This is a genomic window from Burkholderia sp. Bp8986, assembly GCF_003854225.1.
Classification (GTDB): domain Bacteria; phylum Pseudomonadota; class Gammaproteobacteria; order Burkholderiales; family Burkholderiaceae; genus Burkholderia.
On sequence record NZ_QTQM01000058.1, the window covers coordinates 24,298 to 36,265 of the forward strand.

At 68.0% G+C, this 11,968-nt stretch carries 9 protein-coding genes, 1 tRNA gene and 2 pseudogenes; 8 read left to right on the plus strand and 4 right to left on the minus strand.

Annotation, left to right across the window (positions count from 1 at the left end; genetic code table 11):
- Nucleotides 1–29: 29 nt before the first annotated feature.
- The 6 genes and pseudogenes from cysD to DID99_RS33135 form a co-directional block, all read left to right on the plus strand.
- Nucleotides 30–950, plus strand: a pseudogene (cysD, locus tag DID99_RS33115) (sulfate adenylyltransferase subunit CysD); the annotation flags it as partial.
- Nucleotides 950–2,863 carry a sulfate adenylyltransferase subunit CysN gene (cysN, locus tag DID99_RS33120; RefSeq protein ID WP_124668384.1) on the plus strand — a complete coding sequence of 638 codons (1,914 nt, stop codon included), beginning with the start codon at nucleotides 950–952 and terminating at the stop codon, nucleotides 2,861–2,863. The pseudogene cysD and the gene cysN, both read left to right, overlap by 1 nt.
- A gap of 134 nt (nucleotides 2,864–2,997) precedes the next feature.
- Complete coding sequence (locus tag DID99_RS33125) at nucleotides 2,998–4,185, plus strand: helix-turn-helix transcriptional regulator (protein ID WP_124668385.1); 1,188 nt, start codon at nucleotides 2,998–3,000, stop codon at nucleotides 4,183–4,185.
- Nucleotides 4,186–4,461: 276 nt separating this feature from the next.
- Entirely contained in the window at nucleotides 4,462–4,599 is a 138-nt protein-coding gene (locus DID99_RS37475; protein ID WP_185733851.1) for a hypothetical protein, read from the plus strand.
- Nucleotides 4,578–4,771 (plus strand): annotated as a pseudogene (locus tag DID99_RS38075) (MFS transporter); the annotation flags it as partial. The gene DID99_RS37475 and the pseudogene DID99_RS38075, both read left to right, overlap by 22 nt.
- Nucleotides 4,758–5,807, plus strand: a complete 1,050-nt coding sequence (locus tag DID99_RS33135) for a beta-propeller fold lactonase family protein (RefSeq protein ID WP_124668386.1) — start codon at nucleotides 4,758–4,760, stop codon at nucleotides 5,805–5,807. The pseudogene DID99_RS38075 and the gene DID99_RS33135, both read left to right, overlap by 14 nt.
- An 85-nt stretch (nucleotides 5,808–5,892) precedes the next feature.
- On the opposite strand, the gene DID99_RS33140 is transcribed toward DID99_RS33135, so the two are convergent.
- Nucleotides 5,893–6,930 (minus strand): AraC family transcriptional regulator, encoded by a 1,038-nt coding sequence (locus tag DID99_RS33140; RefSeq protein WP_124668387.1) that lies wholly within the window; start codon nucleotides 6,928–6,930, stop codon nucleotides 5,893–5,895.
- A gap of 226 nt (nucleotides 6,931–7,156) precedes the next feature.
- Here DID99_RS33140 and DID99_RS33145 point away from each other — a divergent pair, with 226 nt between their 5' ends.
- The gene (locus DID99_RS33145; protein ID WP_124489535.1) at nucleotides 7,157–8,269 is read left to right on the plus strand and encodes a fatty acid desaturase; all 1,113 of its coding nucleotides are present in this window, start codon (nucleotides 7,157–7,159) and stop codon (nucleotides 8,267–8,269) included.
- Nucleotides 8,270–8,390: 121 nt separating this feature from the next.
- On the opposite strand, the gene DID99_RS33150 is transcribed toward DID99_RS33145, so the two are convergent.
- Nucleotides 8,391–9,026, minus strand: a complete 636-nt coding sequence (locus tag DID99_RS33150; protein WP_124489534.1) for an HAD family hydrolase — start codon at nucleotides 9,024–9,026, stop codon at nucleotides 8,391–8,393.
- Between the two features lie 225 nt (nucleotides 9,027–9,251).
- On the opposite strand from DID99_RS33150, the gene DID99_RS33155 reads away from it, so the two are divergent.
- A tRNA-Ser gene (locus DID99_RS33155) sits at nucleotides 9,252–9,342 on the plus strand.
- Between the two features lie 85 nt (nucleotides 9,343–9,427).
- Here DID99_RS33155 and DID99_RS33160 read toward each other — a convergent pair.
- Together DID99_RS33160 and DID99_RS33165 are read right to left on the minus strand one after the other, a co-directional pair.
- Nucleotides 9,428–11,443, minus strand: coding sequence for a sodium:solute symporter family protein (locus tag DID99_RS33160; protein WP_124668388.1), 2,016 nt, complete (start codon nucleotides 11,441–11,443; stop codon nucleotides 9,428–9,430).
- A gap of 3 nt (nucleotides 11,444–11,446) precedes the next feature.
- On the minus strand, nucleotides 11,447–11,791 hold the full coding sequence (locus tag DID99_RS33165) for a DUF4212 domain-containing protein (RefSeq protein WP_124489532.1): 345 nt from the start codon (nucleotides 11,789–11,791) through the stop codon (nucleotides 11,447–11,449).
- Nucleotides 11,792–11,968: the final 177 nt, after the last annotated feature.

The window sequence follows — 11,968 nt, forward strand, 5'->3', positions numbered from 1 at the left end:
CACGAAACGCCGCACATGTCGCGCGGCGCCGGCATGCAACAAGGAGACGAACGATGTTGACCCACTTGGAGCGACTGGAGGCCGAAAGCATCCACATCATGCGCGAGGTGGTCGCGGAAAGCGAAAACCCGGTGATGCTCTATTCGATCGGCAAGGACAGCTCGGTCATGCTGCATCTCGCGATGAAGGCCTTCTACCCGGCGAAGCCGCCCTTTCCGCTGCTGCACGTCGATACGACGTGGAAATTCCGCGAGATGATCGCGTTTCGCGACGAGACGGCCGCGCGCCTCGGCCTCGACCTGCGCGTGCACGTGAATCCCGACGGCGTCGCGAACGACATCAATCCGTTCACGCACGGCTCGGCCGTGCACACCGACGTGTGGAAAACGCAGGGGCTCAAGCAGGCGCTCGACCACTACGGTTTCGACGCCGCGTTCGGCGGCGCGCGCCGCGACGAGGAGAAATCGCGCGCGAAGGAGCGCATCGTGTCGCTGCGCTCGGAGCAGCACCGCTGGGATCCGAAGCGCCAGCGTCCCGAACTCTGGTCGCTGTACAACGCGCGCAAGCGCCGCGGCGAAAGCCTGCGCGTGTTCCCGATTTCCAACTGGACCGAGCTCGACATCTGGCAATACATCCGGCTGCACGACATTCCGATCGTTCCGCTCTACTACGCCAAGGAGCGGCCGGTGGTCGAGCGCGACGGCGCGCTGATCATGGTCGACGACGAACGCCTGCCGCTGCGCGACGGCGAAGTGCCGCAGATGCGCAAGGTGCGCTTTCGCACGCTCGGCTGCTATCCGCTGACGGGCGCGATCGACAGCGATGCGAGCTCGCTCGACGACATCCTGCAGGAGATGCGCGACACGCGCACGTCCGAGCGCCAGGGACGACTGATCGACAGCGATTCGGCCGGTTCGATGGAAAAGAAGAAACAGGAGGGATATTTCTGATGGCACACGTACTCACCGCCCCCGAGGCACTTGCGCACACGACGCCCGACATGCACTCCGACGATGCGCAACCGAAGGACCTGCTGCGCTTCATCACGTGCGGCAGCGTCGACGACGGCAAGAGCACGCTGATCGGCCGCCTGCTCTACGAATCGAACCTGCTGTTCGACGATCAGTTGACCCAGCTCGAAGCCGATTCGAAGAAGGTCGGCACGCAAGGCGGCGAACTCGATTTCGCGCTGCTCGTCGACGGCCTGTCGGCCGAGCGCGAACAGGGCATCACGATCGACGTCGCGTACCGCTTCTTCTCGACCGCGCGACGCAAGTTCATCGTCGCCGATACGCCCGGCCACGAGCAGTACACGCGCAACATGATCACCGGCGCGTCGACCGCCGATCTCGCGGTGATCCTGATCGACGCGCGCAAGGGCGTGCTCACGCAAACGCGCCGCCACAGCCATCTCGTCGCGCTGATCGGCATCAAGCGCGTCGTGCTCGCAATCAACAAGATGGACCTGGTCGACTACGACCGCGCCGTGTTCGAGCGCATCGATGCCGACTATCGCGCGTTCGCGGCCGAGCTCGGCTTCGAGGAGATCGCCAGCATTCCGATGTCCGCGCTGCGCGGTGACAACGTGATCACATCGAGCGCTCGGATGCCGTGGTACGCGGGCCCGTCGCTGATGCGGCATCTCGACACGCTGCCGCTCATCGAGCGCGTGACGCGCGACGAACCGTTCCGCCTGCCCGTGCAATGGGTCAACCGTCCGCACCTGAACTTCCGCGGTTATGCCGGCAGCATCGCATCGGGCGAAGTGCGCGTCGGCGAACGCGTGCGCGTGCTGCCGTCCGGCAAGGAGAGCCGCGTTGCGTCGGTGATCACGCCGGCCGGCGAAGCCGATGTCGCGCGCGCCGGCGAAGCGGTGACGCTCACGCTCGCCGACGAGATCGACGTGAGCCGCGGCGACATGATCGCGCGCGCCGACGCGCCGCCGGAAGTCGCCGACCAGTTCGAGGCGACGCTCGTGTGGATGCACGACGAACCGCTGCTGCCGGGCCGGCCGTATCTCGTGAAGCTCGGCACGCAGACGGTCGGCGCGACCTGCGCGACGCCAAAGTACAAGATCGACGTGAACACGCGCGAGCATCTCGCCGCGCGCACGCTCGCGCTGAACGAGATCGGCGTGTGCAACCTGAGCTTCGACCGGCCCGTCGCGTTCGATCCGTACGACCTGAATCGCCACACCGGCGGCTTCATCGTGATCGACCGCTTCACCAACGACACGGTCGGCGCCGGGATGCTGCACTTCGCGCTGCGCCGCGCGCACAACGTGCACTGGCAGGCCGTCGATGTCGACCGCGACGCGCGCGCGGTGCAGAAGGCGCAGACGCCGCGCATCGTATGGCTGACCGGGCTGTCGGGCGCGGGCAAGTCGACGATCGCGAACCTCGTCGAGCGGCGCCTGCATGCGCTCGGCAAGCACACGTACCTGCTCGACGGCGACAACGTGCGGCACGGCCTGAACCGCGATCTCGGCTTCACCGAGGCCGATCGCGTGGAGAACATCCGGCGCGTGGCCGAAGTCGCGCGGCTGATGCTCGATGCCGGGCTCATCACGCTCGTGTCGTTCATCTCGCCGTTCCGCGCGGAACGCGACATGGCGCGCGCGCTGGTTCGTCCCGACGAGTTCGTCGAAGTGTTCGTCGACACGCCGCTCGCGGTCGCCGAGGAGCGCGATCCGAAGGGGCTGTACAAGAAGGCGCGCAAGGGCGAACTGAAGCACTTCACGGGCATCGACTCGCCGTACGAGCCGCCGGCGCAGCCCGAACTGCGCATCGATACGGTGGCCGAGTCGCCGGAGGCCGCGGCGGAACGCATCGTCGCGTACCTGCTGCGCGAACACACCGCGTAAGCGGCGCCGGGGGCTACGCACGCTGCGTCGCTCCGGCACGGCCCGCGTCGTCTACTCCGTTCGGATGACGCGGGCGGCTGGCCGGTCGGTATGCTGGCTCGGGAGCATTCACCCCGACCCAGGAGAACACGAGCATGCGGATCGCGCTGGCGCCCGGCGACACGGCCGCACACGACAGCTTCGACGACGCGGCATGGACGGCCCGCGAACTCGGCGCGTGGCTCGGGCTCGTCTATCAGGGCCCGTCCGAGACGACGCCTTGGGCGGGCTTTCTCGAAGCGATGCGCGTGCGGCTCGACGCGAGCTTCACGACGCTCGTGCTGCGCAGCCCGCGCGGCACGCGGCGCGGGCTCATCATCAACGCATCGACCCACGGCCCGCTGCTGCCCGGCGAACCATCGTACAGCGAAGAGTTCTACGCGCTGTGCCCGTTTCTCGACCACCCGCCCGGCCAGGTGTTCACGGCCGACACGCTGTTCGGCGCGACGCGCTGGTGCGCGCACGATTTCTACCGGCAATACCTGCAGCCGCTCGACCTGCGCTTCATCCTCGGCGCGAATCTGCGCGGCGAGCGCGGCGTCGAGTGCGCGTTCTTCGTGAGCCGCCCGCATCATGCGCGCGACTTCGACGCGGCCGAACGCGCGCAGGTCGCGACGCTGCTGCCGCACCTGCAGCGCGCGGTCGAGCTGCACGCGGCGCTCGACGTGCTCGACGCCGAACGCGCGCTGTACGCGGGCACGGTCGACCGGCTCGACGTCGGCACCGCGATCCTCGACGAGGACGGTCGCGTGATCAAGCACAACCGCATCGCCGCGCGGCTGTTCGAGCAGCAGGACGGCCTGTGCCTGCGCCAGGAGCGGCTCCATGCATCGTGCCCGCTCGACGAGCGCCGGCTGCAGAAGGCGCTGCAGGCCGCGCTCGAGCATTTCCGCGCGGGTGCGCTCGGCCGCATCGAGGCCACCACGCTGTCGCGCCCCGGCGGCGCGATGCCGTTGAACGTGCTGCTGCGCCCGCTCGCGCCCTTTCACGGCGCGGAGGACCGCCAGCACCGGCCGGCCGTCGCGGTGTTCGTCCGCGATCCGGCGTCGTCTCCGCAGACCTCGCGCGACATGCTGCACCGGCTGTTCCGCCTCACGCCGATGGAAACCGAGATCGCGCTGCTGCTCGTCGACGGCCTGACGCTCGACGAAGCGGCCGCCGCGACCGGCATCACGAAGAACACCGCCCGTGCGCATCTGCGCGGAATCTTCGCGAAGACGGGCGCGACACGGCAGGCCGTGCTCGTGAAGATGCTGCTGAACAGCGTCGTGTCGATGGCATAGCGGGCCGCGTACGAAGCCGGCAGGTTGCCGGGGCGAAGGGCGCCGCAGGGCAGGACCGAGCGGCACGCCTGCCCACTCACGTCATCCGTCATCAGATGTGATCGCGCACGGAGACAACCTCCCGACATTTCCCGATATTCGGATATATTCCGGGTAAACTCGCGACGTCATATCAGGATCTCCGGCGTACCATGTCATACGACAACATACTACTTAGATCCCCACCCGACGCGAACGCGGGCCGCTGCCCCGTTCGCCGCCCGCCCGGAGACTCCCTTGACCTCGCCCGCCCTGCCCGGCCGCGACCCGCTCGCATCCGCGACCTCGAAAGTGAAATGGCACGTGCTGCCGCTCGTGTCGATCATGTTCATCGCGAACGATATCGACCGCTGCCGACGGCCTTCGGCTATCTGAAGCAACATACGGGTTCGATCGCGGGCGGCCGGGATGCGCTCGCGATCGCGTTCCTAGTCGCCACGGTCGCCGCGCCGTTCGCGCGCACGCGCCGCGCAGCGATCCGCCGCGCGGCCTGCCGACCGACGAGTCCTTCACGCACACCGCAATGCTCCGCCATGCCGAACACTGACCGCCTGACCGTCGTCGTGCCGAATGCCGTCGACGGCGACCTCGCCACGTTCTCGCTCACGTCCGACGGCACGCTCGCGCCGCTCTCCCGCTACCCGGCCGGCGACGTCGCGATGCCGGTCGCGGTGCAGCCCGATCGCGCGCGGCTGTACGTCGCGACGCGCGGCGAGCAGCCGACGATCGTCGCATTCCGCGTCGCCGCAGCCACCGGCGCGCTCGCCCGCATCGGCGCGACCGCGATCGACGCGAGCCTCGCCTACCTGTCGCTCGACCGCAGCGGCCGCTGGCTGCTCGGCGCGTCGTACGGCGGCCATTCGCTGAGCCTCTACGACGCCGCGCGCGTGCGCGATGGCGACGGCGCGGCGCTGCAGGTCGCGCACGGCATCGCGAACGCACATGCGGTCGTCGTGTCGCCGGACAACCGCTTCGCGTACGTGAGCTCGCTCGGCTCGGACCGGATCTTCACGTTCGCGCTGATCGAGGATGCCGGCGGCCTGCGTGCGGTCGAGCACGGCGAAACGCGCGTGCCGGGCGGCTTCGGGCCGCGCCACCTGCGCTTCGCGCGCGACGGCCGGATGCTGGTCGCGGTCGGCGAATTCCAGGCCACGCTCGCGACCTTCGCGCGCGACGCCGACAGCGGCCGCCTCGGCGACGCACGGGTCAGCGCGCGCCACCCGGCCGTCGCCGGCCTCGCGCAAGGCCATGCGCGCCCGCCCGCGCCGACCGGGCCCGCCGTGTGGGCTGCCGATCTCCACCTGACGCCCGACGAGCGCTTCGCGTATGTGAGCGAACGCACGTCGAGCCAGTTGCTCTGCTATCGCCGCGATGCGGACGGCACCTTCGACCCCGTACACGCGACGGCCACGGAAACGCAGCCGCGCGGCTTCGCGATCGATCCGTCGGGACGCTGGCTCGTCGCGTGCGGCGAGCAGTCGGAATACGTGTCGGTGTACGCGATCGCGCCGGACGACGGCTCGCTGGCGTTGCACGCCCGCGTGCCGGGCGGCCGCGGGGCGAACTGGGTGGCGATCGTCTGACGGGGCCATCGACCGATGGATCCCATGATCGCTTCATCGACGCCGGGCGCACGACCGGCACCGGCCCGCGCCGCCCGGCGCGGCGTCAGCGCCGCACGCTCGGCGCGACGCCGGTCCAGCGCTTGAACGCACGCGTGAAATTCGCGCGGTCGGTATAGCCGACCCGCGCCGCGATCTCGTCGACCGGCAGGCGCGTGCCCTCGAGCAGCCGGAGCGCATCGCGCAGCCGGATCTCGTCGAGCAGCGCCGAATAGGTCGCACCGAATTCCGCGAGCTTGCGTTTGAGCGTGCGCGCTGACACATGCAGTTCGTGCGCGATTTCGTCCACCGACGGATAACCGGTCTCGCCGCAGATCAGCAGGTTGCGCACGCGCTCGACGATGCTTTCCGCATAGCCGAGCCGCGCGAGTTCGGCCTCGCATTGCTGGACAATCATCTGCGCGGTCTGCGCGTTCGCGGTGCCGATCGGCTCGTCGAGCAGCGCGGCGTCGCAGCGGATACGGTTCGCGCTCGCGTCGAAATGACAGCGTGGCAGCCGCGCGCGATAGCGCTCGAACCACGGCGGCTCGGGCCATTCGAAATGCAGCTCCGCACGCGACTGCAGCGTGCGCCCCGGCGTGGGATCGAGCAGCGAGTTGAACAGGACCGCCGTCTCGACCAGGAAGTTCTCCACCGCGAACTGGCGCAACCGGCCGAGCGGAAACGCCTCGAGCACGTCGATGTCGACGATCCCGTCGAGCTCAGCGAGCCGCACCGAAAAGAACGGCACGCGCGTCGGCAGGTAGCGGATGCCGAGCGCGATCGCCTCGCCGAGCGTTGCGCAACTCATCAGCCCGAAGCCGATCAGCCCCGATTTCGTGAGGCTGCTGCGCAGGCCGATCTCGATCGCGATCGACGGATCGTCCGTCGCCTCGAGCAGGTTGAAGACGATCGCCGCCTGCTGCTGCGGCGTGATGCGTGCGTCGGGCTGCGCGAGCCGCTCGCGCTCGACGCCCGAGCCGGCGAGAATCCGGCCGCCATCGATGCCACGCTCCTCGGCGAGCATCAGCATGAACAGCGCATACGCGGACGATACCGTCGCCTTGTTCAGCTGGCGCGCGGCATCCGGGGCGGACAGGGCCATGCGGCGGACTCCGGAGCGGTTTCGGCGGATTGTAGCGCTGCTGGCCCGTAATGACACCGCAGCGGCATTCTAGCCGCCCGATGCGGCATCGCACGCCCGTGCACCGGCCACCGTGACCCGAAATGACACCATCATTGGCACCGGCGGCCCTCGCGTGCGCTCCGGGGCGCGCCTATGCTTGTCACATCGGCATTGCGCCCCACTCTTTCCGCACGGATTCCGGTCGATGAGCCAACCCGCACGAACCGTCTTTCGCCACGACGCCGACAAGGTCGCGTATGTCCGCCGCGAGGTCAACGCCGCGAGCGACGCGATCCGCGCGCGCTTTCCGCTGCTCGACAACCAGAACCTCGTCGGCGCGACCGTGATGGCCGTGTCGGTGGGCGCGATGCTCGCGATCGCGTGGCTGTATGCGCGCGGCGCGATCGCGTGGTACGTCGCGTTGCCGCTCGCCGCGTTCGTCACGTCGCTGATCCACGAACTCGAGCACGACCTGATCCACCTGATGTACTTCAAGAAGACGCCGTGGGCCTATCACCTGATGATGGCGCTGTGCTGGCTCACGCGGCCGGGCACGATCAACCCGTGGACGCGCCGGCGCATGCACCTGCATCACCACAAGGTATCGGGCGGCGAATCGGATCTCGAGGAATTCGGCATCACCAACGGCGAACGCTGGGGCGTGAAGCGCCTGCTGATGATCGCGGACGGCATGCTCGCCGTCGTGCTGCGGCCGGATGCGATGCGCCGCAAGGTCAAGCAGTACGTGGCCGCGCAGCCGGTGCAGGATGCGGCCGAGCGCGCGCAGTTGCGCATCGAGCAGGTATCGTCCTACATGCCGGTCGGTCACGCGTACTACGCGCTGTGGCACGCGTTCATCGTGTATCACGCCGGCCTGTTCGCGCTGCATGCGTTCGGCTACGCGGTGACCGTGCCGGCCGTCGTCGAGCGCGTGATGAGCGTCGTCGATTTCCTCGCGGTCGTGTGGCTCGGGCCGAACTTCGTGCGCAGCTTCTGCATCAACTTCGTCAGCTCGAACATGCATTATTTCGGCGACATCGATTCGCGCAACGTGATCCAGCAGACCCAGGTGCTCAACCCGTGGTGGATGCTGCCGTTCCAGCTGTTCTGCTTCAACTTCGGCAGCACGCACGCGATCCATCACTTCGTGGTGCGCGATCCGTTCTACATCCGGCAGCTGACCGCGCGCACCGCGCATGCGGCGCTGCGTGAAGTCGGCGTGCGGTTCAACGATGTCGGCACGTTCAGGCGCGCCAATCGCTGGGGCGCGTATCGTCCGATTCGCGGTGCGCGCGGCGCGCAGCGCGCCGACGCGTAACGGCGGGCGGCGCGGCTCGCCGCGCGGGTCCCGTCAGTCGGTCAGTCGGTCAGTCGGTCAGTCGGTCAGTCGGTCAGTCGGTCAGTCGGTCAGTCGGTCAGTCGGTCAGTCGATTAGCTGGTCAGTCGGTCAGTCCTTCAGCGCCGATCGCCGGCATCGGTCCCTGCCCGCGGATCCATGCCCGATTCGCGAGTTCGGCCATTTCCTTGTCGCCGCGGCTGTCGCCGTACGCGAACAGCTTCGCGGGCGGCTGATTTCCCCACCAGCCGCGCAAGCGCACGACCTTCTGCGGGCCCCAGCAGTTCTCGCCGTTCAGCCGCCCGGCAAACGCGCCGCGCTCGAACGCGAGGCGCGTCGCGAGCACCGTGCCGATGCCGACCGTCTTCGCCCACTTCTCCAGATACAGCGACGGCGACGCGCTGACCAGCACCACTTCATGCCCGCGCGCCTGATGCTCGCGCACCCGTTCCAGCATGTCCGGACGCACGAGGTTCGGCAGATAACCATCGACGAAGCGGCGCGCGAGCGCGTCGAGCGCGTCCTCGCGGATCGGCCCGAACGCGAACCAAGCGAACTTCGCCTTCGCATCGCCGCGCGACAAGAGGCCCGCCTTCATCGCGACGATCCACGGCAGCGCGCGCAGCCCGGCCCATGCGAAACGCGGCGTGCCGACCGCGTAGCGGACGAAATGACGGAAGCTGTCGGTGGTCGTGATGGTGCCGTCGAAATCGAATGCGGCAACGATGCGGTCGGTCATGGAGAGGCGGGGAAAGCGGTGAGATGCCCGGGAAGATAGCAGAGTCGGGACGCCGTGCGTGCGGGCGCGGGCGTGAGTTGAGGGCACGGCTCTTCCGCGGCGGCTGCATTCGGACGACGCAGGGCCGCCGCGCGAGCCGCGGGAGGCGGCTTCCCGGTTAATTTCAGTGGCTCGCCAAAGAGAGTGGCGGGAGGCCGCCAGAGTTTGCTATACTTTCGGTCTTCCGGAGAGATGGATGAGTGGTTTAAGTCGCACGCCTGGAAAGCGTGTATAGGTTAATCGCCTATCGGGGGTTCGAATCCCCCTCTCTCCGCCAGAACGCAGGAAGCCCCTTGATTCCCCTGAGAAATCAAGGGGCTTTCTTTTTCCCGCCACGATGCCCCCCATCCAGCGCCTTCGCGTCACGGATGCCGAATGTAATCCACCAACGCCCGCGTATACTCATCCGGCTGCCGATCTAACAGGCTGACTGCGATCGCCACCGCGAACCCCGCCGGCACGCCGAACACGCCTGAACTGATCGGCTCGATCCCGAACCACGTCTGCCCGGCGAATCCGGTGAGCTGCGTGAAGTACGGATAAGTCGACACGATGTAGTACACGCACACCGCGAGCCCCGTCACCATCCCGGCGATCGCACCGCGCGTCGTCGTGCGTTTCCAGAACACCCCAAGCACGAGCACCGGAAAGAAACTCGACGCCGCGAGCGAAAACGCCGCCCCGACCAGAAACAGGATCTTCCCGGTATTGAGCGACGCGACATACGACGCGAACAGCGCGACACCGAGCAGCAAGACCTTCGAGATCGTCACGCGCCGCTGGCTCGACGCATCCGGCGCGACCATGCAGTAATAGACGTCGTGCGACAACGCATTCGCGATCGTCAGCAGCAACCCGTCCGCGGTCGACAGCGCGGCAGCCAGCGCACCGGCCGCGATCAGCCCCGACACGACATACGGCAACCCTGCGATCTCCGGCGCGGCGAGCACGACCATGTCCGGCTGCATCTGGATCTCGGACCAGTGCACGATGCCGTCGCGAACCACCTCGACGACGCTGATCAGGTCCGGCTCGAAGTGATGCCACTGCGTGACCCACGCGGGCAATTCAGCGGTCGGCCGCCCGACGAGGTTGGTCAGAATCTCGTACTTGATCATCACCGCGAGCACCGGCACGCTCAGGTAGAACAGCGCGATGAAGAACAGCGTCCAGCCGACCGAACGCCGCGCGGATGCGACCGACGTCGTCGTGTTGTAGCGCGTGAGGATGTGCGGCAGGCTCGCGGTGCCGAGCGACAGGCACAGCAACAACGCAAGGAAATTCCGCTCGCGCGGCTTGCGGTCGTCGTCGTTCGCCGCGGGAAACGGCTCGTGCATCGGCACGGGCGGCTCGGCGCGTGCCAGCAGGTCGTCGCGCGCCTGTGTCCACGTCACGCGCGCCGCCGTCGGGTCGCGCGGAAAGTCCGCCAGTTCGCGCTCGCGCTGGTTGATCTCGCGCAGCGGCCCGTTGTGGCGCCGCAGGTCCGCGAGCTGGTCGACGAGTTGCCGGCGTGCATCCGCATATGATGCGGGCAAGCGATCGAGCTGCGACTGCACGGCCGCCGCCTGCCGGCGATACGCATCGCGCACCTGCTGCTCCTCGGCCGCGTCGCGCAGCTGCGCCTCGCGCGCCGCCACGCGTTCCATCAGCTTGCCGTAATTGAACTGCGGCACCGGCCCGAGCCCGTTCTTCATCGCGATCAGCGACACGGGAATCAGGATCGCGCTGATCAGGATGATGTACTGCGCGACCTGCGTCCACGTGACCGCGCGCATTCCGCCGAGAAACGAACACACGAGAATGCCCGCGAGCCCGCAGAAGATCCCGATCGCGAAGTCGACGCCGATGAAGCGCGTCGCGATCAGCCCGATCCCCTGGATCTGCGCGACCAGATAGACGAACGAGCACAGGATCGCCGCGCCGGCCGCAAGCGCGCGCACGGCGGTGCTCGAAAAGCGCGTGCCGAGGAAATCGGGAATCGTGTAGCGCGCGAGCTTGCGCACGTACGGCGCAAGCAGGAACGCAACGAGGCAGAACCCGCCGGTCCACCCCATCACGTACGCGAGCGCATCGTAGCCGGTTGCGTAGAGCGAGCCGGCAAGGCCGATGAACGACGCCGCCGACAGCCAGTCGGCCGCCGTCGCCATCCCGTTGAACGCGGATGGGACGCGCCGCCCGGCCACGTAGTATTCGACGAGATCGGACGTGCGCGACAGCAGCCCGATCACCGCATACACGGCGATCGGCACGAACAGGAACACATAGCCGATCCACACGCCGGAGCCGGTCGCGCGCTCGATCCGCCACAGCAGCAGCACGAACCCGAGAAAGCCGAGTGTGTAAAGCGCGTACGCGCGAATCAGTCGATGCGTCAGCATGGATCAGCGAGCATGGTGCGCATTGCCCGCGTGCGCGGCATGTTCGTCGTACGCGCGCCGCAGCATGCGGTCCGCGCGTTGCATCAAGCCGATGTAGACGACGATCAGGACGAGATACACGAGAATCGCGCCCTGCGCACCGACATAGAACGGCAGGCTGAAACCGGCGAAGCGAATGCCCGCGAGCGCGGGCGCGAAGAACGGCACGACGAACGACACAGTGAAGCCGATCGCCATCAGCACCAGGATCAATGCGACGTTGAAGCGCCAATAGCGCGCATGCGCACGCGCGAGCGGCTCGGGAACGGGCGGCGGCGCGGCAGGCGCCGGACGGTGCGGAACGGTCATGCCGTTATTTAGCAAAAAGCCCCTGCGCAGGCAATCGGGATTGCCGCGCAGGGGCCCGTGCGCGCAACGTGCGCAACAGGCGCGATCAGCGCACTTCGGCGAGCTGCTCGAGGATCGCCGGGTTCTCGAGCGTGGACGTGTCCTGCGTGATCGCCTCGCCCTTCGCGAGCGAGCGCA

Bases quoted from the DNA above. Each gene is read 5' to 3' on its own strand.
- cysN (WP_124668384.1), top strand. From the start codon at position 950: ATGGCACACGTACTCACCGCCCCCGAGGCACTTGCGCACACGACGCCC.
- DID99_RS33150 (WP_124489534.1), bottom strand. From the start codon at position 9,026: ATGACCGACCGCATCGTTGCCGCATTCGATTTCGACGGCACCATCACG.
- DID99_RS33145 (WP_124489535.1), top strand. From the start codon at position 7,157: ATGAGCCAACCCGCACGAACCGTCTTTCGCCACGACGCCGACAAGGTC.
- DID99_RS33140 (WP_124668387.1), bottom strand. From the start codon at position 6,930: ATGGCCCTGTCCGCCCCGGATGCCGCGCGCCAGCTGAACAAGGCGACG.
- DID99_RS33165 (WP_124489532.1), bottom strand. From the start codon at position 11,791: ATGACCGTTCCGCACCGTCCGGCGCCTGCCGCGCCGCCGCCCGTTCCC.
- DID99_RS33135 (WP_124668386.1), top strand. From the start codon at position 4,758: ATGCCGAACACTGACCGCCTGACCGTCGTCGTGCCGAATGCCGTCGAC.
- DID99_RS33125 (WP_124668385.1), top strand. From the start codon at position 2,998: ATGCGGATCGCGCTGGCGCCCGGCGACACGGCCGCACACGACAGCTTC.
- DID99_RS33160 (WP_124668388.1), bottom strand. From the start codon at position 11,443: ATGCTGACGCATCGACTGATTCGCGCGTACGCGCTTTACACACTCGGC.